Below are 21,728 nucleotides of genomic sequence, written 5' to 3'. Positions count from 1 at the left end.
TTCGCGGCGCACCGGGAGCCGCTAGATAACAGCCCTGCACTGAACGCGCTACGCGGCTGCCGCTGCGACAGTCTCACCGCGTTGCCCGTGCAGTTTGGAACTGGTAGAAGCACGTCATGACGGTGAAACGGCAGAACAGGGGCGAAGTCCGGCGCGTGATGCGCCGCACACTGAACCTGCGCCGTTTTCCGAGCACCCAGGGCTTTGCCGCGCTGCATGACCATGCCCGCCTGCCCTGGCGCTTCTTCGGCCGCTTCACGGCCTCGCTCGCAGCCGGCCTTAGCCGCGCCTGAGACCGGCCGTCCGGCCGGCGACAGGCCATTGCGATGCGCGAAAGCCCTATTGGGCTGCTACCCTTTTCCATACCGAAGGCGATGAAGCCATGACTGCGACCAAGGCCCCCACCACCCTCTACGACAAGATCTTCGAGGACCATGTCGTCGATCGCCAGGACGACGGCACCTGCCTGCTCTATATCGACCGCCATCTCGTGCATGAGGTGACCAGCCCGCAGGCCTTCGAGGGCCTGCGCATGACCGGCCGCAAGGTCCATGCCCCCGGCAAGACGCTCGCCGTCGTCGACCACAACATCCCGACGACCGACCGCAGCAAGGGCATCGCCGAGGAAGAGAGCCGGATCCAGGTCGAGGCGCTGGCCAAGAACGCGAAAGAGTTCGGCGTCGAGTACTTCAACGAGCTCGATATCCGCCAGGGCATCGTCCACATCGTCGGCCCCGAGCAGGGCTTCACCCTGCCCGGCACGACCATCGTCTGCGGCGACAGCCACACCTCGACGCACGGGGCTTTTGGGGCTCTTGCCCATGGCATCGGCACCTCGGAGGTCGAGCATGTGCTCGCCACCCAGACGCTGATCCAGAAGAAGGCCAAGAACATGCTGGTCCAGGTCGACGGCAAGCCCGCTCCGGGCGTCGGCGCCAAGGACATCACGCTCGCCATCATCGGCGAGATCGGCACGGCCGGCGGCACCGGCTCGGTGATCGAGTATGCCGGCGAGGCCATTCGCGGCCTCTCCATGGAAGGCCGCATGACCGTCTGCAACATGTCGATCGAGGGCGGCGCCCGCGCCGGCATGGTCGCGCCGGACGAGAAGGCCTACGCCTATCTCAAGGGCCGCCCGAAGGCGCCGCAGGGCGCCGCCTGGGACGAGGCCGTGCGCTACTGGGAGACGCTCCGGACCGACGAGGGCGCGTATTTCGACCGCATCGTCCGGCTCGATGCCGCCAACCTGCCGCCGATCGTCTCCTGGGGCACCAGCCCCGAGGACGTGATCTCGGTGACCGGCGCCGTGCCCGATCCCGAGCAGATCGAGGACGAGGTCAAGCGCGCTTCGAAGAAGCGGGCGCTCGACTATATGGGCCTGACCGCCGGCACCAAGATGACCGAAATCCCGCTCGACGTGATCTGGATCGGCTCCTGCACCAATGGCCGCATCGAGGACCTGCGCACCGTCGCCAAGATCGTCGAGGGCAAGAAGATCCATCAGAGCCTGGACTATGCCATGATAGTGCCGGGCTCCGGCCTGGTGAAGCAGCAGGCGGAAGCCGAGGGGCTCGACAAGATCTTCCTCGCCGCCGGTTTCGAATGGCGCGAGCCGGGCTGCTCGATGTGCCTCGGCATGAACCCGGACCAGCTCAAGCCGGGCCAGCGCGCCGCCTCGACCTCGAACCGCAATTTCGAGGGCCGTCAGGGCTTCAAGGGCCGCACTCACCTGGTCTCGCCGGCGATGGCGGCGGCGGCGTCCCTGATCGGCCACTTCGTCGACGTGCGGACGCTGGGCTGAAGCGGTTCGATTCGCGGGAGGACGTCATGAGCACCGATCCCCGCGAAGCCGCCCGTGCCAAGGAGGCCAAGGAAGCGCTCGATCGCGTCAGGCGCGACGATGAGAGTTTCCTCGGCTCCTCCATGGGGCGCGCGGCCGACCACTTCTCCGGCAAGGACGCGCCGGAAGGCGACGACATCGAGCTCTGGGGCCGCAGAATCGGCCGCGGTCTCTCGCTGATCGCCTTTATCGGCCTGTCCTGGTGGCTCGGGCATCAACTGAAGATCTGGTGATGGGCAGCGTTCCGTCGATCAAGGCAGCCGCTTCGGGCGAGGCCTCGCAGGGCCTCGACTGGGACGGCGTGCGCGCGCCTTCGAGCGCCGAGTTCGAGATCCTGGCGCAGGCGGCCTATGACCGTCTGCCCGAGGATTTCCGCAAGCTCTGCGCCGATCTCGTCATCAACGTCACCGAGTTCCCCGAGGACGACGTGCTGAAAGAGCTCGAGGCCGAGAGCCCCTTCGACCTGCTCGGCCTGTTCTCGGGCGTAGGCCTGCCGCAGCAGGGCTATGCTCCGCAGACCGGGCAGATGCCCAACACCATCCATCTCTATCGCCGGCCGATCCTCGACTACTGGGCGGAGCACGACGAGACGCTGGGCGCCATCGTCACCCATGTGCTCGTCCACGAGATCGGCCACCATTTCGGCTTCGACGACGACGACATGGACGCAATCGAGAAGGCAGCGGGATAAAAGACATGCTGGACGAACTGACCCGCCACCTGCCTGACCTCGCCTTGGTCTTCTCGGCCTTCTTCATCGCCGTCGCCAGCCCTGGACCGAGCAATCTCCAGGTGATGGCGACCTCGATGGAGCATGGTCGGAAAGCCGGGATGACGCTTGCGCTCGGCGTCACCACGGGATCGCTGACCTGGGGCATCCTCGCCGCGGTCGGCGTCACCGCGCTGATCGTCGCCCATCCCGGCGCGCTCTACGCCATCAAGATCGTCGGCGGGCTCTATCTCCTGTTCCTGGCCTGGCGCTCGGCGCGCTCGGCCATGCAGGCGGAGATGCCGCCGCCGAAAGCCAGTGGCTCGGGCCGCCGCCTCTATCTGCGCGGCTACCTGATGCACCTCACCAACCCGAAAGCGATCCTGAGCTGGACGGCGATCATCGCGCTCGGCCTCAGGCCCGAAACGCCGGCGGTGGTGCTCTACGCCATCATCCTCGGCTGCCTGACGATCTCGCTCGCGATCAACCAGACCTATGCCTGGCTGTTCTCGACCGCCTCGATGGTGGCGGGCTACCGCAGGATCCGCCGCCGGGCGGAAGCCTGCCTCGCCGCCTTCTTCACCTTCGCCAGCTTCAAGCTCCTGACGGCGCAGCTCTGACGCGCGCCGCCGCCCTATCCTGACCAGACAAGACCTGCCGGAGTATCCGCCATGCAGCCCTTCACCACCCTGACCTCGACCCCCGCCCCGCTGAAGGTGATCAATGTCGACACCGACATGATCATCCCCAAGCAGTATCTGAAGACGATCAAGCGCACCGGCCTTGGCACCGCGCTGTTCTCGGAGATGCGCTACAAGGAGGACGGCTCGGAGAATCCGGACTTCGTCCTGAACCAGCCGGCCTATCGCAAGTCGGAGATCCTCGTCGCCGGCGACAATTTCGGCTGCGGCTCGTCGCGCGAGCATGCGCCCTGGGCCCTGCTCGATTTCGGCATCCGCTGCGTGATCTCCACCAGCTTCGCCGACATTTTCTACAATAACTGCTTCAAGAACGGCATCCTGCCGATCGTGGTCAGCCAGGAAGATCTCGACAAGCTGTTCGACGACGCCGACCGCGGCTCGAACGCGACGCTGACCGTCGATCTGGTGAACCAGAGCATCAAGGGGCCGGACGGCGGCACGGTGAACTTCGAGATCGATCCGTTCCGCAAGCACTGCCTGCTCAACGGCCTCGACGACATCGGCCTCACTATGGAGAAGTCGAGCAAAATCGACGCCTTCGAGGAGAAGCTGAAGGGCCGCGCCTGGGCGTGATCTTCCCTTCTCCCCTCGGGGGAGAAGGTGGCAGCGCGAAGCGCTGACGGATGAGGGAAGGGTCGCGCAAGCGGCCCTTTTTGTGGTGCCTCACCCCGTCATAACGCCCTCATCCGCCTGCCGGCACCTTCTCCCCAGTCCATGTCGGATGTTTCCGACATGGACCACCTAAAGTACCGATCTCGGGCAAGCCCGAGATCGGTGGGAGAAGGAGGCTAGACGACCAGCCCCTGCATCGGCGCGAGCCCGCCGGTGCCCGGAAACACCTTTTCGGCCAGCACCGGGCCGGACAGCCCGAACAGGTCGGCGACCACACCCTTGGCGACGGCGCGGATGTCTGTGGTCGGCCTGAGATCGCGCTGCTCGTGCAGTTGCTCGGGTTTCAAGCCCGGCCAATCGACGATCATCCGCTTGCCCTTGACCGCGCCGCCGACCAGGAAGGCGACCGTGCCGGTGCCGTGATCGGTGCCGACCGTGCCGTTGACGCGAGCGGTGCGTCCGAACTCGGTGACGACCATCACCACCGTGTCCTTCCAGACCGGCTTGAGCCCGCTCTCGAAGGTAGCAAGCGCGCCGTCGAGCCCGCCGAGCAGCGTGGCGAGCCTTCCCTTGGCACCGCCCTCATTGGCATGCGTGTCCCAGCCCTCGAAAGCCAAAGCGGCGATGCGCGGGCCATCCTCGGCGCCGACCAGCCTCGCTGCGCCCTCAGCGATCCGCTTCATGCCCTCGGCACTATCAGGCCCGCCGCCGCCGCGCGGCTGCTCCGCGCCCTGCCTGGACGCGATCAGTTCGGTCTCGATCGCTCGCTTCAGCACCAGCGCTAGAGCAGGATCGCGCTCGCCATAGAGATCGCCGAGGCGCTGGACGAGATCGGCGCCGGCCCGCGCCATGCGCGGCGGCGCCCAGCCCAGCACCGGCGCCGCGCCACGCACCACCAAAGGCGGCACCACGCCGACGCCGAGCGCACCATGGCGCGACACCGCCTCGCCCGGCGGCAAGCTGGCGATCAAACGGTTGAGCCAACCTGAGTCAGTCTTGCCCGGGCCGCCCTGCCCGCTCTCCAACACGTCCTGCCCGTCGAAATGCGAGCGCTCGCGATAGCCGGTGGCGCTGGCATGGACGATCGCCGCCTGCCCGCCGGCATAGAGCCGCGCCAGGTTCGGCATCGCCGGGTGCAGATAGAAGAAGCCGTCGAGCGGCAACGCCGCCTCCGGCCCGTCCTTGCCCAGCGCGATGCCTTCGCGCAGATCGGCGTAGGCGGGATCGCCGAGCGGCGGCACGGCCGAAAGCCCGTCGAGCGCGCCGCGCAGAACCACCAGCAGGAAGCGGGCATCGCGCGAACCCGCCGCCGCATGGGCGAATTTCGGCATATAGGACCAGGCGAAGAGCGCGCTGGCCGCCCCGAGCACGGCCCGGCGCGAGGGCGTCATGCGTTCGCAATCGTCATCGTCGGCGGCCATGCTCACCTCCGCTGGAATTCAGGCGACATCAGCAGCAGTGCGAGCGCCTGAGGCTTGCTCTCGGCACGCGCCACCGCCTGCCGTGTCTGTGGCGAAGCGAGCGGGCCGAGTACCTCCTCGACCAGCGCGCGCGGATCGGCGACCGAACCGGCGGCCTGCCGGCTGAGCTGGGCAGCGACGTCGATGCGGGTCTTGATCCCTTCCGGCGTCGCCCAGGCGGCGTTGCTGTCGGGATAGCCGTCCGGCCCGGAAGGCTGCCAGAGCGGCTGGCCCATCACGCCGAGCGGCCCGGCGATCTGGCCAAAATCCGGCTTGCGGCCGAGCGCCCGGAACGAGGCGACCAGGAACTCCTGCGGCGTGCGCAGCTTGGTCGCCGGTGCTGCCCCGGCAAGCTCCGAGGTCACCAGCGCCCGCGAGAGCGCAGCGAGGTCGCCACCGGTCTCGCGGAACGTACGAGCGAGTTCGGCGACCAGCGCCTGCGGTGGATCATCGGCGACGAAATGGCGGGCGAGCTTGCGGGCGATGAAACTGGCTGTGCTCGGATGGCGGGCGAGATCGGCGAGCGCCGCCATGCCCATCTCCTTGCCCTCCTGCCGGTAGACCTTGCCGAGCAGCCTCTGGCCGCCGGGATCGTGCAGGCCGGGATTGAAGGCGAAGGAGCCGGGAAAGCCGAGGCGGGCATCGCGCCCGACCACCGTCCAGCCGGTGATGATCCGCGCCAGTGAGGTGACGTCGGCTTGCGTGTAGCCGCCGGAGACGCCGAGCGTATGCAGCTCCATGATCTCGCGAGCGAGGTTCTCGTTGAGACCACGGCCGCGGCGCTTGCCGGCGCGCGAATCCGGGCCGATCGAGAGCTGGTTGTCGAGGAAATTGAGCATAGCGGGATGGCTCTCGACCGCGACCAGCAGATCCTCGAAGCGGCCGAAGATGTTGGGGCGGACCGCCTCGCGCTCGAAGGCGCCGGCCATGGCGCGGACGAAATTGCCCTTGGCGACCGAGACGCAGAAATGGTTCGACCAGAACTGCACGAGCCGCTCGGCGAAGCCGGCCTCCGCCTCCAGCGCACCCTGGACGCGGGCGACCGCTTCCTCGCGATAGACTTTCGCCGGAAAGGGCGGCTCGAGTTGCGGTGGTTTCGCCGTCGGGCTCTGGGGCTGGCCGGGCATGGGCGACGCGGCGGCGACCTGTACGCCCTGCCCCATGGCCTGCTGCCCGCTGCCCTGCTGGGCGGCGACGCGCTTTGCCTCACGCGCAGCGCGTTCCTCATCCTCGAAGGCGTAGAGCGCCCGGCCGATCGGCGCGGCGCCGGAGAAGCTGACGCGCGGCTGCGGCGCGCCTTCACTGCGAATCTCCGCGAGCAGGCGCTCGCGAACGTCTGCAACCGTTCCGCCCTGCCCCGGCTTCAGGCCGAGGCCGAAGCGTTGCAGGGCCAGCATCCTCAAGCGTGGGTCTGACCAATCCGCCATGCCCTCGCCTCCGCCATCTGCGTCGCCATCCGCAGACTCCACTGCAACTATGGCGAAAGCCCGACCGTCTCCGCAACGGAAAAAGGCCGCCACTCCCTCGGGAGCGGCGGCCTCCTGTAGATCGCAGGATGCGTTCGGGTCACATCGCCGGCAGCGCCGCGACATCACGCACCGGCGCGGTGAGCCCGCCGATCTTGCCGACCATCGCGGCCTTGCCCGAGGTCAGGTCGACCTTGTAGAGGCCGCCATCGGCGACGAGCCAGCCGGTATTCGTGCCATCGGCCGCCGTCTCGATGTCGAAGGCGATCGCCTTCGGAGTAACGCCGAGCTTGCCGATCGCGCCGAGCACGCCATCATTCGGCGGCGCCTGCTTCAGGAGCCCGCTGATCTTGCCATCGATGTCGTAGAGCGCCGTCTCCTTGGTGCCCTTGACCGAATTGCTATAGGCGCCGGCGACGACCATCGGCGTCTCGCCCTTGTGCATGTCGGTCTCGGCGAACTTCAGCTTGCCGTCGACCGTGGTCTTGCCGTCGTCGACATTGACGCGAAGATTGGTGCCATCGGCGCCGATGACGCGCAGACGATCGGCCGCCGGGTTGAAGTCGACCGTCGCCATGGTGCTGGCGGGCAGCACCGTGTCCATCTTCGACTTCATCGTGGCCTTGCCGGCCTTGTCGACCGTGTAGACCGTGCCGTCGAGGCTAAGCGCATAGAGCATGCCGTCGGCCGGGCGGACATCGATGCCGGCGATCTTGCCGTTGATGCCGCTAACCTTCATCGACTTGCCGGCCTTCTGGGTCGCGGTATCGACCATGGTCAGCGTGTCGTCGCCGGTCAGGACGGCGAGCGTGCCGGCCTGGGTTGCAGTCGCCGCGAAAGCTGCGCTGAGAATGGTGGAAGCGAGAAGCAGGTTGCGAGCCTTGGTCATGTGATGTTCTCCGGTTCGTGTCGCGATCTCAAAGGGGCTGGCCGACGCCTCCTGCGGCGCGGCACCCATGACGGATAGCGGCGAGTTTCGGGATCGGATGCGGGTGCAAAAATAAAAGCCGCAGCCTGCATCCATGACGAGCGGCATCGCGTAACTATGAGCCGCCGCTCTCACGAGGACGGCCGGAGACCGGGGAGACGGATGGCGACCGACGTGAAGCAATCAGGAGAGCTCGGCGAGATCGAAGCCGCGCTGCTCGCTTGCGCCGCCGGCGATAAAACTGCGCTCCGCCGCATCTACGAAGCGGAGTCGCCGCGTATGCTCGGTGTGGCGCAGCGTTTGCTGAAGCGCCGGGCCCTGGCGGAGGAAGCGGTGCAGGATGCGTTCGTGCTGATCTTCAGGCATGCCGGCCGCTTCGATCCCGAACGCGGCGCCGGCCTGACCTGGATCTACGCGATCCTGCGCAATCGTTCGCTCTCGATCCTGCGCGACGAGAAGCGCACCGAGACCAGCGACACCCCGATCGCCGAGGAAACGGCGAGTGAGGAGGACGATCCCGAGACCGTGATGTCGAAGCTGTCGGACGCCAGCGCGCTGCGAGCCTGCCTGGAGACGCTCTCGCCGCAGCGGCGCGGCCTCGTCCTGCTCGCCTTCGTCCAGGGCCTCACCCATGGCGAAATCGCCGGCCGCCTCAAGCTGCCGCTCGGCACGGTGAAATCCTGGATCCGCCGTTCGCTGCTCTCGCTGAAGGAGTGCCTCGGATGAGCGCTCTGCACGATGCCTCCCTGACACCGCCCGAGCGTGACGCGCTCGCCGGCGAATATGTGCTCGGCCTGCTCGACGGGACGGAATGCGCGGCCATCGAGCGCCGCCTCGACACGGATCGCGATTTCGCCGCCTCGGTCGAGCGTTGGCGGCAGCACTTCTTTGCACTCGATGCGACTGCCACGCCGCTCGCGCCACCCGCCGACCTCTGGTCCCGGATCGAGACTGGACTGGCGGGCCTGCTGCAACCGGCCTCGGCCGCGACGTCGCGGCCGACAATGGCCGGCTCCAGCCACCTCGCCGAGTGGTGGAACAGCCTGTTCGTCTGGCGCGGCGCGGCCCTCGCCGGGGCATTGGCGAGCGTGCTGCTGGCCGTCGGCCTCTTCGGCGCGCTCGATCGCGCCAGGCGTCAACCGCTGATGGTCGCGGTGCTGCTGACCGAGGGCAATGCGGCCGCCGCCGTGGTCAATACCTTCGCCGACGGGCGCGTCGAGATGCTGCCCTTGCAGAGCATCGACGTGCCGGCCGGCAAGGCGCTCGAGATCTGGACGTTGTGGGATCGCGCCGTCGGCCCGCGCTCGGTCGGCCTGATCGATCGCGCGCGCTCGACACCCCTGCGGCTCGACAATCTGCCGCTCGGCAATGGCCAGCTCTTCGAGATCACGCTGGAGCCTGCATCGGGCTCGCCGACCGGGCGCCCGACCGGCCCGATCATCGCCAAGGGCACGACTTCGCAGCGGCTGTGATGGACCGAGCCAGTGCTGACGCGATAGGACGCCGCCGAGCGACAAGCACGGTGGACCTGCAGGGCTGACGGCTAGAGGCAATGACTGATCTGAACGGACGAACGGCCCTGATCACCGGGGCCGGCAAGGGCCTCGGCCTCGCGATCGCCAAAGGGCTTGCCGCGCGCGGCGCGCACGCCGTGATCCATGGCCGCAGCCAAGACGTGCTCGATGGCGCTGCCGCTGAATTGGCGGCGGAAGGCCTCGCGGTCTCGACCTTCGCCGCCGATCTCGCCGATGAGGAGGCGACCGCGCGGGCACTTGAAGCGCTGGTCGCCCGTCATCCCCGCATCGACATCCTCGTCAACAATGCCGGCTTGCGCGATCGCCGGCCGCTCGATGCGCTCGACCGTGCCGCCTTCCGGGCCTTGCTCGAGGTCAATCTCGTCGCGCCCTTCGACCTGGTGCGGCGGCTCGCCCGGCACATTCCGGATGGCGGGCGCATCGTCAACATCACCTCGATCGCCGGCTCGATCGCGCGGGCAGGCGATCCCGGCTACATCGCGACCAAGGGCGGGCTGGAGGCGCTCACCCGCGCGCTTGCGGCCGAGCTCGGCCCGCGCGGCATCACGGTCAACGCCGTCGCGCCCGGCTTCTTCGCGACCGAGGCCAATGCCGGCCTCGTCGCCGATCCCGGCATCGCCGGCATGCTGGCGCAGCGGACCTCGATCGGGCGCTGGGGCGTTCCCAACGAGCTCGTCGGCGCCGTAGCCTTCCTGTGCTCGCCGGAAGCGGCCTATGTCACCGGCGTGACGCTACCGGTCGACGGCGGCTATCTCGCGCATTTCTGAGCAGAAGCCGCGCTCACTGCAGATCGGCGAAGGCCTGCTTCAGGCGCTCGGCCGCCTCGACCACGACGGCGCGCTGGGTCGCCAGATTGAAGCGCAGGAAACTGTCGCCGCCGGCGCCGAAGCTGTTGCCGTGGTTGACCGCGATCTTCGCCTGCTTCTCGACGCGGGCGATGAAATCCTTCGGCTCCATGCCAGTGCCGGAGAAGTCGACCCAGGCGAGATAGGTCGCTTCCAGCGGCATCGAGCGCAGGCCGGGGATGGCGTTGATGGCAGCGTCGAAGACCCGGCGGTTGCCGTCGAGATAGGCGGCGAGCGCATCGACCCAGGCGGCGCCCTCCTTGCTGTAGGCGGCGGTCGACATCTCCATGCCGAAGGAGTTCGGGGAGATGCCAAGCGCGTTCATCCGGGCACGGAAAGGCGCACGCAGTTTCTCGTCAGGGATGATGACATTGCCGACATGAGCGCCAGCGATGTTGAAGGTCTTGGTCGTCGCGGTCATCATCACCAGGCGATCGATGATCTCCGGCGCAGCGAGAGGCATGACGGTGTGCTTGTAGCCGGGCATGACGAGGTCGTGGTGGATCTCGTCCGAAACCAGGATCAGGTCGTGGCGGACGCAGAAATCGGCGATCTGGCGAAGCTCGTCACGGCTCCAGACCCGCCCGCCCGGATTATGCGGCGAGCACAGCACCAGCATCTTTTCCTTGCCGGTCATCTGCGCATCCCAGGCAGGGATGTCGAGGACGTAGAGGCCATCCTGCTGTGCGAGCCGGCATTCGACGACATCGCGGCCGGCCGCCTTAATGACGCGGGCGAAGGCGTGATAGACCGGCGTCATCAGCACGACGCCATCGCCCGGTTTGGTATAGGCGTCGACGCAGAGCGCAGTGCCGTTCACCAGCCCATGCGTGGTAAAGATCGCTTCCGGTGCGACCTCCCAGCCATGGCGTTCCTGCATCCACCAGCGGATGGCGTCGCTGTTGGTCTTCTCGTGGCCGAAATAGCCGTAGATGCCATGGGCGGCCATCGCCTCGACCGCGGCCTGCACGCAAGCCGGCGGCCGGAAATCCATGTCGGCGACCCACATGGCGATGCCCTCGGAGGCCGGCACGCCGTAGATGGCCTCCATCTTGTCCCATTTAGCGCAATTGCTGCCGCGGCGGTCGATGTGCAAGTCAAAGGTCGAAGCTGCGATCATCTCAGGTTCCGATGCATTGCCGGGCCAGCACGAGATCATCGCATACCAAGAAAATTCTTCTACGCCAGCAGCGTTTTGCGCAATTCCAATCTACCGTGGCGGTCTGGCGGAACAATACTAACGGCCTTCAGCGATGACCGATGGTGTGATTCTCCGGTCATTCCGGGACATGGCGAAGCCATGGGCCCGGAACCCAGAACCGATGCCCTGTCCGGAAGGGCGCTGCCGCCGCGGCGCCTCGCTCACAGCCGGCATCGGTTCTGGGTTCCGGGCTCAGCCCTGCGGGCTGCCCCGGAATGACCGCGAGCTCATTGCTGCGACCAGTCAAAGCCAAGGATCGTTCTTGTAAGCTACATTACCAACGTGATCGTCTGCGCCGCACGGGTCAGGCCGGTATAAAGCCAGCGCGCCCGGTGCTCGCGGAAGGCGAAGGCTTCGTCGAACATGACGATGTTGTCCCATTGCGAGCCCTGCGCCTTATGCACGGTGAGGGCGTAGCCGAAGGTGAACTCGTCGGTATGGCGGCGAAGCTCCCAGGGCACCTCGTCCTCGGTGCCATCAAAGAAGTTGGGCATGACCGAGACCTTGACCGGCTTGCCGCCGGTATCGTCCTCCGGCGTCACCCGCATGGTGATGAGGCCCTTCTTCGAGGTCTTCAGCTCCTGCACGATCCAGGCGCCGCCATTGAGCAGGCCCTTGCTCTTGTCGTTGCGCAGGCAGACCAGCTTCTCGCCGACCGCCGGGACATTGGCGACATGGCCCATGAGCTGGCGCATGCGGGCATTGTAGAGCCGGCGCGTCTTGTTGAGGCCGACCAGGACCTGATCGGCCGAGAGCACGATCTCCGGCGTGATCTCGGCGCGCCGGATGATCCGGCTCGCGCCGTAGTCGCCGATCTCGAGCCGGCCCCCTTCACGCACGATCATCGACATGCGCACGATCGGGTTGTCGGCCGCCTGGCGATGGACCTCGGTGAGCATGATGTCGGGCTCGGCCTCGGTGAAGAAGCCGCCGCCCTTGACCGGCGGCAGCTGCGCCGGGTCGCCCAGCACCAGCACCGGCGTGCCGAAGGAGAGCAGGTCGCGCCCTAACTCCTCGTCGACCATCGAGCATTCGTCGATGATGATCAGCTTGGCCTTGGCGGCAGTGCTCTCGCGGTTGAGCACGAAGGTCGGGCTCTCCTCATCGACGCCGCGCGAGCGGTAGATCAGCGAATGGATGGTCTGCGCGCCCTCGCAGCCCTTGTTGCGCAGCACCAGCGCCGCCTTGCCGGTGAAGGCGGCGAAGACGACGGTGCCGTCGACGCCCTCGGCGATGTGCCGGGCGAGCGTGGTCTTGCCCGTGCCGGCATAGCCGAACAGGCGGAAGAGCTGCGGCGAGCCGACCTTCAGCCAATCGGCCACGGCAGCGAGCGCCGCGTCCTGCTGCGGCGACCAGCTCATGGATGGATGCGGATGCTTTTGGGCATGGCGCACAAGGCCGCGAGTCGGGCGGCCAAGGCAAGCCGGTTCAGGCGGCGCGCAGGCGCCGGGCGAATTCGTCGGCCTCCGCCTGCAGGGCGGAGATGCGCTCGTCGAGCTGGCGGGCGCCGCTCGCGCCCTGCTCGGCATGGGCAGTGGTCTGGACACCGGCGCCAGCGATCGTCGTCACTGCGGCCGCCGCCTGCCCGGTGACCACCGAGATACGCGCAATGGTCTCGCCCAGCCCCTGCAGCAGGCCGGTATGCGAGGCAACCATGGTCGAGATCTCGGTGCTCGCCTGCTCGACCGCGCCGGCCCGGCTGGCGATGCCGATGATCGCCTGCGCGGCCTGCGACAGCGCGATGTCCACGGTCGCGATCCGCCTGGAGATCTGCGCCGTCGCATCGGCGGTCTGCGTCGCCAGCGCCTTCACCTCGCTGGCGACGATGGCGAAGCCGCGGCCATGCGTGCCGGCGCGGGCCGCCTCGATCGTCGCGTTGAGCGCAAGCAGATTGGTCTGGCGCGCAATCGCCTCGATCAGCTGGACGACGTCGCGGATCTTGCCGGCGTTCTCGGTCAGCCGGCCGACGAGGCCGACCGTGCCGGCGGCATCGCGGGTCGCGAGGCTGGCGGTCTCGGAGACACGCCGGACCTCGCGATTGATCTGCTCGACGACCTCCTCCAGCCGCATGGCGGCATCGGCGATGCGTATCGCCTCGTCGCCAGCTCCAGCGACGGCCTCAGCCGCAGCGTTGCCGCTGTGCGAGATCTGGCCGGCACGGAGGGCGGATGAGGCGAGCGCCGCGCGCAGGCCTTCGCTCAGCCGGCCGATATCGGCGAGCAGACGGCCGATGCGCGCCTCGAACTCCTGGGCGATCCTGTGCAGTTCCTCCGTCCGGTGCTGCCGATGCTGCTGTGCCAGATCGGCCTCGGCATCGCGGGTGACCAGCGTGGCGCGGACCTCGCTCAGCGTGCGCACCGTCCGGGCGAGCTGGCCGATCTCGTCGCGCCGTTTGCCATAGGGCACCTCGACGGCCCGGTCCGAGGAGGTGACCCTCGCGATGGTCTCCATCAGCACGCGCAAGGGCCGCGTCAGATAGGTCCGCAACAGCAGGATCGCGATCAGGCCGCCAGCCAGCGGCAGGCCGGCGGCAATCAGGATCACACGCAGCCTGACTTCTTGCGCCAGAGCGCCGGCGCGGCTGGCGGCGAGGCCGGCCTGACGATCGAGATCGTCGCGGAGCCGCGCCGTCGCCGCGATGATCTGGCGGACGTTCTCGCGCGCCTCGGCGGCCGAGGCTTCGATCAGCGCCGCCTTCGGTGAGATGCGCCGGCCGATGTCGACGATGTCGCGCTGAAAGGCGATGAACGTCTTGATGCGAGGATCGAGCGCGGCATTGACCTGGCGCTGGCCGGCAGGCAGCGACGACAGCAGATTGGCGCGGGCGGCATCGACCAGCTCGACCGCTTCATCGAGCTGGTCGAGCGCGGTTGCGACCGCCCCCGGCTCCGTCGCATCGTCGAAGCGACTGAGGAGCGAAGCTTGCGCGACCCGGCTCGACAGCAGCGCCGCCTTGTTGGCGAGCTGCTGTCCGGCAAAGGCCTCCCGATCGATCCCATGGACAGAATCGAGGCCGCTGACCGCGCTCGCCAAACCGAGGGCAGCCGCGATCCCGAAGATCGCGAACAGGACAGTGATCTTGGCTGTAAGCCCGAACGGCCGCATCATCTTCACCGCTTCGTCAGCGGGCAGAGCTTTCGCAAGTGCGAGACAAACAGATCCTTAACGGAGCCAGCTAAGTATCTAAAAAATATAAAATATTTGGCTTGACATCGACCCTTTCGATTCTCCCGCGAGGACGCTCCAGCTACAGGACGAAGCGCATCAGCGGTCTACCCGGCTTCTGCCTGGTGACCTCGACGAAACCGGCGCGCTGGAACACGCTCTCCGGACCGACATAGAGCCCATCGGCGCTGCGCCTGGCCTCGTTGTTCATTGGCGCGGCCTCGACCAAGCATGCGCCGCTCGCCCGTGCGAAAACGACCCCACCAGCCAGCAGCGCCGCCGTGACGCCCTTGCCGCGAAAGCCCTTGCGCACGAAGAAGCAGGAGGCCGCCCAGTTGCGCTCATCCTGCGCCGGCGCATCCGGCAGCGGCGTCGAGGCCCGGCGTGGATTATTCCATTCGGGCACATGCGCCCGCGGGCCGATCTGCAGCCAACCGACAGGAGCCTCGCCGGCGAAAGCGAGCCCCCCCGGAGGCGGACCTGCCTTCACCCGGCCCTCGAACAGCAGCCGCGCGCCCTCGCCGAGCAGCGGCTTGCGCAATTTCGGCGGCATGCGGAAATGATTGCACCAGCAGCCATAGCAGGGCCCCTGCGGGCCGAAGAGATCCTCCAGCGCCGGCCAAAGCTCCGGCGTCAGCGGGACGACTTGAAAATCCGCCTTCTGCACGCGCGCTCCCCTCTCTCGACAGGCCGGCGCAAACAGGAGAGGAATGACGCGCCGTCTTCAAGGCGGCCGCCAAGCCCGCCGGGAGGCTCCCTCCATGTCACTCGAACTCTTCGCCGCCTATCTCGTCGCCTGCCTGGTCATCATCATCGTACCCGGCCCGACCGTCACGCTCATCATCGCCAACAGCCTGAGGCATGGTAGCCGCGCCGGGCTCCTCAACGTGGCGGGAACGCAAGCGGGCCTCGCGATCATGATCGCGATCGTCGGCATCGGCCTGAGCTCGGTGATCGCGGCGATGGGCCATTGGTTCGACTGGGTCAGGCTCGCCGGCGCCGCCTATCTGATCTGGCTGGGCTGGAAGATGTACCGCAGCGCCGGCGCGACCGCCGAGGGCGGAACAGAAGCGCGTCCACCGCGCGGTGGCTTCTTCCTGCAGGGCTTGCTGGTGGCGCTGAGCAATCCGAAGACACTGGTCTTCTTTGGCGCCTTCTTCCCGCAGTTCCTCGATCCAGCCCGTGACCACGCCACCCAGATTGCGATCATGGGCGCGACCACGATGCTGTTCGCCGCGCTCAGCGACGGCGCCTACGCGATCCTCTCCGGCCGCGCCGGCCGCTTCCTGTCGCAGCGGCGCGTCCGGCTGATGTCCAAGGTCAGCGGCGGCTTCCTGATCGGCGGCGGGCTCTGGCTCGCCTCGACCCGCGGAAGCTGATCCCTACCAGGGGATCGCCTCGCCCTTCCAATTGCGGAAGCTGTTGGTCTGAGCCATGCCGGAAGCGTCGATCGTGGCGATCAGCCCGGCGGCGCTTTCCGTCGGCGGAATATCGGCGCCACCGCCGCCCATGTCGGTACGGACCCAGCCGGGATGGAAGAGCAGCACGGCGACCTCGCTGGCGCGCACCGCATTGCCGAAGCCGACCATCGCCATGTTCACCGCCGCCTTCGAGGAGCGATAGGCGATGGCGCCGGAGGGATTGCTGCCGATCGAGCCCATGCGGCTCGAGATCGTCACGATCTTGCGGCCGGAACCCGCTTCGATATTGGGCAGGAAGGCCTGTGCCACCCGTAAGGGGGCATAGACATTGACCTCGAAGACCTCGCGCCAGGCCTTGAAGTCCATGTCGAGCGCCGATTGCCGGTCACGCGGGCCATAGACGCCGGCATTGTTGACGAGCACGTCGATCGGCCGGCCATCGAGCGCCTGCTTGGCTGCCGCGACGCTCTTGTCGGAGGTCACGTCGAGCTCGAGCGGAGTCAGCGTCCCGGCCTGCCCGCCGGCGACCTCCGCCAAAGCCCCGCCCCAGGGTTCGCGCGCTGCGGCGACGACATGGTCGCCCCGCCGCAGCAATTCCATCGTCAAGGCCAGGCCGATGCCGCGATTGGCACCGGTGATCATCCAGGTCTGGGGCATGGTCGGTCTCCGTCTCTAGAGACTTCAGATAGGCGCGCTGCCTGCCTTCGTCATCGGGAGGCGAACCCTGCCATCCCGCAGCGCTTGCATGAATATTCATATGACCCTATTTGAATATTCATAGGAGACTATCCATGCCCCTCTATATTCGCGACGATGCCGTGGATGTCCTGGCCGAACGCGTGCAACGGGCGACGGGCGCGCGTACCAAGACCGAGGCCGTCAAGGCTGCGCTGGAGAACGAGCTTGCCCGCATCGAGGCCGACAAGCCGCTGCGGCAACGACTCGCGCGCAGCCTCGCCCTCGCCGATGCGATGGGCGAGGCGTCTGGCGATTTCGACATGAAGCGTTTCACCGATGAGATGTGGGGCGAACGCTGATGTACCTGGACGCATCCGCGATCGTCGCGATCCTCGGCCGCGAATCCGACGCAGACGCTTTGATCGAGCAGATAGAAGCGGCCACAACGCCTCTGAGTGTGTCACCGCCGGGGCTGTTTGAGGCGGTTCTCGGGCTTGCCGCGAAGAAGGCGCGGGCAGCAGGCCGCGAGCCCAATGCGGAAACGATCAGCCAATCCGAGGCGAGCATCCGGCAATTCGTCGCCGATCTCGACGCCGAGGAGATTTCGGTGACGCCGGAGATCGGCCGCGCTGCGATCGAGGCAGCGAAGCGCTATAGCCGCGCGGTCGGCAGCCCGGCCTCACTCAATTTCGGTGACTGCTTCGCCTATGCCTGCGCCCGCAGCCGCGATTTGCCCTTGCTCTACAAGGGCAACGATTTCGCGCAAACCGACTTGGCTTGAGCCTCAGCCCTTGCGCTTTCCATAGCCGCCGGCGGTCGGCGTGATCACGGTCACCGCTTCGCCGGCCTGCAGCAGCGTCTGGTCTGACGGCTTGAGCTCCTCGATCTCTCCGGAAAACCGCCGGACCAGCGTCCGGCCGAGCTCGCCGGGCTCGCCGCCCTTCATGCCGAAGGGGCGGACCTTGCGGTGCGAGGCGAGGATGGCGCAGTCCATCGTCTTGAGGAAACGGATGGTGCGGCTGGTGCCGTCGCCGGCATTCCACTCGCCCTTGCCGCCCGAGCCGGCGCGGATGTGGAAGTCCTCGAGCACGACCGGGAAGCGCGTCTCCAGGATCTCCGGATCGGTCAGGCGCGAATTGGTCATGTGGACGTGGACGCCCGAGGTGCCGTTGAAGCCCGGCCCCGCCGGCGAGCCCGAGCAGATCGTCTCGTAATACTGATACTGGTCGTTGCCGAAGGTCAGGTTGTTCATCGTGCCCTGCGAGGACGACATCGCCTCGAGCGCGCCGAACAGCGTGTTGGTCACGGCTTGGCTGACCTCGACATTGCCGGCGACGACGGCCGCCGGATAGCGCGGCGCCAGCATCGAGCCCTCCGGCACGATCACCTTGATCGGGCGCAGGCAACCGGCGTTCATCGGGATCGCGTCGTCGACCATGACGCGGAAAACGTAGAGCACGGCTGCGCGGGTGACAGGTGCCGGCGCGTTGAAATTGTCCTCGCGCTGCGGCGAGGTGCCGGTGAAGTCGACGGTCGCTTCGCGCTTCTCGCGATCGATGGTGATCTTCACCTTGATCGCGCAGCCCTGGTCCATCGGATAGGTGAATTCCGAGTCGTGCAGGCGGGTCAGCAGGCGCGCGACGCTCTCGGCGGCATTGTCCTGGACATGGCCCATATAGGCCTGGACCACGTCGAGGCCGAAGGAGCGGATCATCTTGCGCAGCTCCGCCACGCCCTTCTCGTTCGCAGCGATCTGCGCCTTCAGGTCGTTGACGTTCTGGACGACGTTGCGCACCGGCCAGCGCGCGCCGGTCAGGAGCTTGACCAGTCCCTCCTCGCAGAAGCGGCCCTGATCGACGATCTTGAAGTTGTCGATATAGACGCCTTCTTCCTCGATATTGGTCGCCAGCGGCGACATCGAGCCCGGCGCGGTGCCGCCGACATCGGCGTGGTGGCCGCGGCTCGCCACCCAGAACAGGATGTTCCTGTCCTCATTGTCGAAGACCGGGGTGCAGACCGTAATGTCGGGCAGATGCGTGCCGCCGTTATAGGGCGCGTTCAGGCAGTAGACGTCGCCGGGGCGGATCACCGGATTGTTCGAGATCACCGTCTCGACCGAACGGTCCATCGAGCCCAAATGCACCGGCATGTGCGGCGCGTTCGCGACCAGCGCGCCGGTCTGGTCGAAGACCGCGCAGGAAAAGTCGAGCCGCTCCTTGATGTTCACGGAATAGGCGGTGTTCTGCAGCGTCACGCCCATCTGCTCGGCGATCGACATGAACAGGTTGTTGAAGATCTCGAGCATGACCGGATCGGCCTTGGTGCCGATCGCCGCGTTCTGCACCAGCGCCTTGCTGCGGGTCAGGACGAGATGGTCCTTCGCCGTCAGCCTGGCGGTCCAGCCATCCTCGACCACGACGGTCTGGTTCGGCTCGATCACGATGGCCGGACCGGCAATGCCCTGCCCCCGCGCCATCGCCTCGCGCCGGACGATCGCCGCCTCGTGCCACTGCCCCTTCGAGAAGAAGCGGGTGCGCTCGGCGATTCCGGGCTCGCCGGCATTCTCAGCCGCTGCTGCTTCCTCGAAGCGGGCGCCGCCGCCGACGGCCTCGACCTCGACCGCCTCGACCACCAGCGCCTTGGTCTCGTCCATGAAGCCGAAGCGGGCCTTGTGCGCCGCCTGGAAGGCATCCTGCATCTCGGCGCGGCTGCCGAAGGGCGTCGCGATCGCGGTGTCGGTGCCGGCATAGCGGATATGGGCGCGGACATGGATAGCGATATCGCCATCCGGCACGCCCTGCCCGGCGACTTCGCCCTTCGCCTCGGCGCCGAGCCTGTCGGAAAGCGTACCGATCGCAGCCTTGGCGTCGGCATCCAGGGGCACATCAAGCGCCGCGGTGCGGGTGGCGCGGATCTCGGCGAGGCCCATGCCATAGGCGGAGAGCAGGCCGGAGAACGGGTGCAGCAGCACGGTCTTGATGCCGAGCGCATCGGCAACGAGGCAGGCATGCTGGCCGCCGGCGCCGCCGAAGGAGTTCAGCGCATAGCGGGTGATATCGTAGCCGCGCTGGACCGAGATCTTCTTGATCGCCTCGGCCATATTGGCGACGGCGATCTGGACGAAGCCGTCAGCGACCTCCTCCGGGGAACGGCCATCGCCGACCTCGCTAGCGAGCGTCGCGAACTTCTCGCGCACCGTCGCGACATCGAGCGGCTGGTCCTGGCCGGGGCCGAAGATCGGCGGGAAATAGGACGGGATCAGCTTGCCGACCATGACGTTCGCATCGGTCACGGCGAGCGGGCCGCCGCGGCGATAGGCGGCGGGGCCGGGATTGGCGCCGGCGGAATCGGGACCAACCCGGAAGCGCGAGCCGTCGAAATGCAGGATCGAGCCACCACCGGCTGCGACCGTATGGATCAGCATCATCGGCGCACGCATGCGCACGCCGGCGACCTCGGTCTCGAAGGCGCGCTCGTATTCGCCGTCGAAATGGGCGACGTCGGTCGAGGTGCCGCCCATGTCGAAGCCGATGACCTTGTCGAAGCCGGCCGAGCGGCCGGTCTCGGCGAGGCCGACGACGCCGCCGGCCGGGCCGGAGAGGATCGCATCCTTGCCCTGGAACAGCTCGGCGGCGGTGAGGCCGCCCGAGGACATCATGAACATCAGCCGCGCGCCGGTGCGGGCGATGTCGAGCTCTTCCGAGACCTGCGCGACATAGCGGGCAAGGATCGGCGAGAGATAGGCGTCGACCACGGCGGTGTCGCCGCGCCCGACCAGCTTGATCAGCGGCGAGACCTCATGGCTGACCGAGACCTGAGGGAAACCGATCTCGCGGGCGACCTTGGCGGCAAGCTGCTCATGCGCCGGATAGCGGTAGCCGTGCATGAAGGCGATGGCGACGGCGCGGAAGCCGGCATCGAACTGCGCCTGCAAGGCGGCGCGGATCGCGGCCTCGTCGGCGGCCTTCTCGACCGAGCCGTCGGCGAGGACGCGCTCATCGACCTCGACCACGGCGTCGTAGAGCTGCTCGGGCTTGATGATCTCCTTGGCGAAGATGTCGGGCCGGGCCTGGTAGCCGATGCGCAGCGCATCGCGGAAACCCTTTGTCGTGACCAGCAAAGTGCGGTCGCCCTTGCGCTCGAGGAGTGCATTGGTCGCGACCGTCGTGCCCATGCGGACCTCGCCGACCGTGCCGGCCGGGATCGGCTCGCCAGTCTTCAGGCCCAGATGATCGCGGATGCCCTGGACGGCGGCGTCACGATAGGCGCCGGGATTCTCGGAGAGCAGCTTGCGGGCATATAATTTGCCTGCAGGATCGCGGCCGATCACGTCGGTGAAGGTGCCGCCACGGTCGATCCAGAAATCCCAACGGCTCGCGGTCATCTGATCCCCCGATTATTGGCCAGTATGGCTCTTTGACGTTTCATCGATAAATCGTCGATGAAACGTTGACAAGCTCATTTCGCCGATTAGGATCGGCTTTAGCGATCGGGACATGGCTGAGGGGCCGGACCGATCTTAGGGGAGGCTTTCATGACAGGACCGGTCCTGGCAACCGTTGCTTTGCGCATGGCCGAGCGGCCCGGCGCAGCGACGCATCGTCGCGAGGCGCGCGCATGATCCGCCGCTTTCTCGACGCGCTCTATCTCTTCTCCGGCTATGCCGCCGGCCTGTTCCTGATCGCGATCCTCGTCCTGATGATGGGCCTCTCGATCGGCCGCGAAGTCGGCTTCAACATCCCCGCCGGCGACGATTTCGCCTCCTGGTGCATGGCTGCGATGGCCTTTCTCGGCCTCGCCCATACCTTCAAGTCCGGCGAGATGATCCGGGTCGGCCTGCTGATCGACCGCTTCCAGGGCCGCAAGCGCTGGTTCTTCGAGGTCTTCTCGCTGGTCCTCGGCCTCGGCTTCGCCGGCTTCTTCGCCTGGCACGCCGTGGTGATGACCTGGCAGTCCTACGAGTTCAACGACGTCGCCGGCGGCGTCGTCGCCATGCCGATGTGGATCCCGCAGCTCGGCTATTCCGGCGGCCTCACCATCCTGTTCATCGCCATGCTCGACGAGTTCGTCCACGTCGTGCTGCGTGGCCAGCCGCCGCGCTACGAGAAGCCGCCGCCGCAATCCGACGAGGAGATCGTCGAACGCGCCATGGCGAGCGGAGTCTGAC

General features: G+C 67.2%; 21 protein-coding genes and 2 pseudogenes. 13 read left to right on the top strand and 10 right to left on the bottom strand.

Features of this window, described 5'->3' with window-relative positions:
* The first annotated feature begins 116 nt into the window (after window positions 1–116).
* From AC1DS0_RS10100 to leuD, 6 genes are all read left to right on the top strand, one after another.
* Complete coding sequence (locus AC1DS0_RS10100; protein ID WP_476814210.1) at window positions 117–293, top strand: hypothetical protein; 177 nt, start codon at window positions 117–119, stop codon at window positions 291–293.
* Window positions 294–382: 89 nt separating this feature from the next.
* Window positions 383–1,801 (top strand): 3-isopropylmalate dehydratase large subunit, encoded by a 1,419-nt coding sequence (gene leuC / locus AC1DS0_RS10095; protein ID WP_476814209.1) that lies wholly within the window; start codon window positions 383–385, stop codon window positions 1,799–1,801.
* 26 nt (window positions 1,802–1,827) lie between these two features.
* Entirely contained in the window at window positions 1,828–2,073 is a 246-nt protein-coding gene (locus AC1DS0_RS10090; RefSeq protein WP_476814208.1) for a hypothetical protein, read from the top strand.
* Window positions 2,073–2,531 (top strand): metallopeptidase family protein, encoded by a 459-nt coding sequence (locus tag AC1DS0_RS10085; RefSeq protein ID WP_476814207.1) that lies wholly within the window; start codon window positions 2,073–2,075, stop codon window positions 2,529–2,531. Before AC1DS0_RS10090 ends, AC1DS0_RS10085 begins: the two co-directional genes overlap by 1 nt.
* A 5-nt stretch (window positions 2,532–2,536) precedes the next feature.
* Window positions 2,537–3,169 (top strand): LysE family translocator, encoded by a 633-nt coding sequence (locus tag AC1DS0_RS10080; protein ID WP_476814206.1) that lies wholly within the window; start codon window positions 2,537–2,539, stop codon window positions 3,167–3,169.
* A gap of 51 nt (window positions 3,170–3,220) precedes the next feature.
* Window positions 3,221–3,823 (top strand): 3-isopropylmalate dehydratase small subunit, encoded by a 603-nt coding sequence (gene leuD / locus AC1DS0_RS10075; protein ID WP_476814205.1) that lies wholly within the window; start codon window positions 3,221–3,223, stop codon window positions 3,821–3,823.
* A 215-nt stretch (window positions 3,824–4,038) separates the two neighbouring features.
* Here the strand turns inward: leuD and AC1DS0_RS10070 are convergent, their stop codons facing one another.
* From AC1DS0_RS10070 to AC1DS0_RS10060, 3 genes are all read right to left on the bottom strand, one after another.
* Window positions 4,039–5,283, bottom strand: a complete 1,245-nt coding sequence (locus AC1DS0_RS10070; RefSeq protein WP_476814204.1) for a DUF1501 domain-containing protein — start codon at window positions 5,281–5,283, stop codon at window positions 4,039–4,041.
* Window positions 5,284–5,285: 2 nt separating this feature from the next.
* Entirely contained in the window at window positions 5,286–6,749 is a 1,464-nt protein-coding gene (locus tag AC1DS0_RS10065) for a DUF1800 domain-containing protein (protein WP_476814203.1), read from the bottom strand.
* Between the two features lie 139 nt (window positions 6,750–6,888).
* Complete coding sequence (locus AC1DS0_RS10060; protein ID WP_476814202.1) at window positions 6,889–7,677, bottom strand: DUF4394 domain-containing protein; 789 nt, start codon at window positions 7,675–7,677, stop codon at window positions 6,889–6,891.
* 201 nt (window positions 7,678–7,878) lie between these two features.
* Between AC1DS0_RS10060 and AC1DS0_RS10055 the strand changes: the two genes are divergently transcribed.
* From AC1DS0_RS10055 to AC1DS0_RS10045, 3 genes are all read left to right on the top strand, one after another.
* Window positions 7,879–8,442 carry a sigma-70 family RNA polymerase sigma factor gene (locus AC1DS0_RS10055; protein WP_476814201.1) on the top strand — a complete coding sequence of 188 codons (564 nt, stop codon included), beginning with the start codon at window positions 7,879–7,881 and terminating at the stop codon, window positions 8,440–8,442.
* On the top strand, window positions 8,439–9,188 hold the full coding sequence (locus tag AC1DS0_RS10050; RefSeq protein ID WP_476814200.1) for an anti-sigma factor: 750 nt from the start codon (window positions 8,439–8,441) through the stop codon (window positions 9,186–9,188). The genes AC1DS0_RS10055 and AC1DS0_RS10050 overlap by 4 nt, the downstream gene beginning before the upstream one ends.
* An 80-nt stretch (window positions 9,189–9,268) precedes the next feature.
* A complete protein-coding gene (locus tag AC1DS0_RS10045; protein ID WP_476814199.1) occupies window positions 9,269–10,018 on the top strand; it encodes an SDR family oxidoreductase in 750 nt (249 codons plus the stop codon).
* 13 nt (window positions 10,019–10,031) lie between these two features.
* Here the strand turns inward: AC1DS0_RS10045 and AC1DS0_RS10040 are convergent, their stop codons facing one another.
* The 4 genes from AC1DS0_RS10040 to AC1DS0_RS10025 all read right to left on the bottom strand — a co-directional run bounded on the left by AC1DS0_RS10040 (window position 10,032) and on the right by AC1DS0_RS10025 (window position 15,129).
* Entirely contained in the window at window positions 10,032–11,216 is a 1,185-nt protein-coding gene (locus AC1DS0_RS10040) for a MalY/PatB family protein (protein WP_476814198.1), read from the bottom strand.
* Window positions 11,217–11,566: 350 nt separating this feature from the next.
* Complete coding sequence (locus AC1DS0_RS10035) at window positions 11,567–12,658, bottom strand: ATP-dependent DNA helicase (RefSeq protein ID WP_476814197.1); 1,092 nt, start codon at window positions 12,656–12,658, stop codon at window positions 11,567–11,569.
* 67 nt (window positions 12,659–12,725) lie between these two features.
* Window positions 12,726–14,405 (bottom strand): methyl-accepting chemotaxis protein, encoded by a 1,680-nt coding sequence (locus AC1DS0_RS10030; protein WP_476814196.1) that lies wholly within the window; start codon window positions 14,403–14,405, stop codon window positions 12,726–12,728.
* Window positions 14,406–14,544: 139 nt separating this feature from the next.
* A complete protein-coding gene (locus tag AC1DS0_RS10025) occupies window positions 14,545–15,129 on the bottom strand; it encodes an N-acetyltransferase (protein WP_476814195.1) in 585 nt (194 codons plus the stop codon).
* A gap of 94 nt (window positions 15,130–15,223) precedes the next feature.
* On the opposite strand from AC1DS0_RS10025, the gene AC1DS0_RS10020 reads away from it, so the two are divergent.
* Complete coding sequence (locus AC1DS0_RS10020) at window positions 15,224–15,841, top strand: LysE family translocator (RefSeq protein ID WP_476814194.1); 618 nt, start codon at window positions 15,224–15,226, stop codon at window positions 15,839–15,841.
* Window positions 15,842–15,844: 3 nt separating this feature from the next.
* Here AC1DS0_RS10020 and AC1DS0_RS10015 read toward each other — a convergent pair whose 3' ends face one another.
* Window positions 15,845–16,540: an SDR family oxidoreductase gene (locus tag AC1DS0_RS10015; RefSeq protein ID WP_476814193.1), complete on the bottom strand. Its 696-nt coding sequence runs from the start codon at window positions 16,538–16,540 to the stop codon at window positions 15,845–15,847.
* A 134-nt stretch (window positions 16,541–16,674) separates the two neighbouring features.
* On the opposite strand from AC1DS0_RS10015, the gene AC1DS0_RS10010 reads away from it, so the two are divergent.
* Window positions 16,675–16,920: a type II toxin-antitoxin system VapB family antitoxin gene (locus AC1DS0_RS10010; RefSeq protein WP_476814192.1), complete on the top strand. Its 246-nt coding sequence runs from the start codon at window positions 16,675–16,677 to the stop codon at window positions 16,918–16,920.
* On the top strand, window positions 16,920–17,342 hold the full coding sequence (locus tag AC1DS0_RS10005; protein ID WP_476814191.1) for a type II toxin-antitoxin system VapC family toxin: 423 nt from the start codon (window positions 16,920–16,922) through the stop codon (window positions 17,340–17,342). Before AC1DS0_RS10010 ends, AC1DS0_RS10005 begins: the two co-directional genes overlap by 1 nt.
* A 3-nt stretch (window positions 17,343–17,345) precedes the next feature.
* Here the strand turns inward: AC1DS0_RS10005 and AC1DS0_RS10000 are convergent.
* Both AC1DS0_RS10000 and AC1DS0_RS09995 read right to left on the bottom strand, forming a co-directional pair.
* A pseudogene (locus AC1DS0_RS10000) lies at window positions 17,346–19,331 on the bottom strand (hydantoinase B/oxoprolinase family protein); the annotation flags it as partial.
* 92 nt (window positions 19,332–19,423) lie between these two features.
* Window positions 19,424–20,945 (bottom strand): annotated as a pseudogene (locus AC1DS0_RS09995) (hydantoinase/oxoprolinase family protein); the annotation flags it as partial.
* A gap of 233 nt (window positions 20,946–21,178) precedes the next feature.
* Here AC1DS0_RS09995 and AC1DS0_RS09990 point away from each other — a divergent pair.
* Window positions 21,179–21,727, top strand: coding sequence for a TRAP transporter small permease (locus AC1DS0_RS09990; protein WP_476814190.1), 549 nt, complete (start codon window positions 21,179–21,181; stop codon window positions 21,725–21,727).
* Window position 21,728: the final 1 nt, after the last annotated feature.

The sequence above is a fragment of the Allobosea sp. P4_H5 genome, assembly GCF_056400825.1.
The sequence above is the reverse complement of the archived record's forward strand: the minus strand, read 5'-3'. Positions and strand labels throughout refer to the sequence as shown.

Bases quoted from the DNA above. Each gene is read 5' to 3' on its own strand.
- AC1DS0_RS10040 (WP_476814198.1), bottom strand. From the start codon at position 11,216: ATGATCGCAGCTTCGACCTTTGACTTGCACATCGACCGCCGCGGCAGC.
- AC1DS0_RS10055 (WP_476814201.1), top strand. From the start codon at position 7,879: ATGGCGACCGACGTGAAGCAATCAGGAGAGCTCGGCGAGATCGAAGCC.
- AC1DS0_RS10035 (WP_476814197.1), bottom strand. From the start codon at position 12,658: ATGAGCTGGTCGCCGCAGCAGGACGCGGCGCTCGCTGCCGTGGCCGAT.
- AC1DS0_RS10060 (WP_476814202.1), bottom strand. From the start codon at position 7,677: ATGACCAAGGCTCGCAACCTGCTTCTCGCTTCCACCATTCTCAGCGCA.
- AC1DS0_RS10050 (WP_476814200.1), top strand. From the start codon at position 8,439: ATGAGCGCTCTGCACGATGCCTCCCTGACACCGCCCGAGCGTGACGCG.
- AC1DS0_RS10030 (WP_476814196.1), bottom strand. From the start codon at position 14,405: ATGATGCGGCCGTTCGGGCTTACAGCCAAGATCACTGTCCTGTTCGCG.
- AC1DS0_RS10070 (WP_476814204.1), bottom strand. From the start codon at position 5,283: ATGGCCGCCGACGATGACGATTGCGAACGCATGACGCCCTCGCGCCGG.
- AC1DS0_RS10015 (WP_476814193.1), bottom strand. From the start codon at position 16,540: ATGCCCCAGACCTGGATGATCACCGGTGCCAATCGCGGCATCGGCCTG.
- AC1DS0_RS09990 (WP_476814190.1), top strand. From the start codon at position 21,179: ATGATCCGCCGCTTTCTCGACGCGCTCTATCTCTTCTCCGGCTATGCC.
- leuD (WP_476814205.1), top strand. From the start codon at position 3,221: ATGCAGCCCTTCACCACCCTGACCTCGACCCCCGCCCCGCTGAAGGTG.
- AC1DS0_RS10080 (WP_476814206.1), top strand. From the start codon at position 2,537: ATGCTGGACGAACTGACCCGCCACCTGCCTGACCTCGCCTTGGTCTTC.
- AC1DS0_RS10010 (WP_476814192.1), top strand. From the start codon at position 16,675: ATGCCCCTCTATATTCGCGACGATGCCGTGGATGTCCTGGCCGAACGC.
- AC1DS0_RS10085 (WP_476814207.1), top strand. From the start codon at position 2,073: ATGGGCAGCGTTCCGTCGATCAAGGCAGCCGCTTCGGGCGAGGCCTCG.
- leuC (WP_476814209.1), top strand. From the start codon at position 383: ATGACTGCGACCAAGGCCCCCACCACCCTCTACGACAAGATCTTCGAG.
- AC1DS0_RS10020 (WP_476814194.1), top strand. From the start codon at position 15,224: ATGTCACTCGAACTCTTCGCCGCCTATCTCGTCGCCTGCCTGGTCATC.
- AC1DS0_RS10100 (WP_476814210.1), top strand. From the start codon at position 117: ATGACGGTGAAACGGCAGAACAGGGGCGAAGTCCGGCGCGTGATGCGC.
- AC1DS0_RS10065 (WP_476814203.1), bottom strand. From the start codon at position 6,749: ATGGCGGATTGGTCAGACCCACGCTTGAGGATGCTGGCCCTGCAACGC.
- AC1DS0_RS10005 (WP_476814191.1), top strand. From the start codon at position 16,920: ATGTACCTGGACGCATCCGCGATCGTCGCGATCCTCGGCCGCGAATCC.
- AC1DS0_RS10090 (WP_476814208.1), top strand. From the start codon at position 1,828: ATGAGCACCGATCCCCGCGAAGCCGCCCGTGCCAAGGAGGCCAAGGAA.
- AC1DS0_RS10045 (WP_476814199.1), top strand. From the start codon at position 9,269: ATGACTGATCTGAACGGACGAACGGCCCTGATCACCGGGGCCGGCAAG.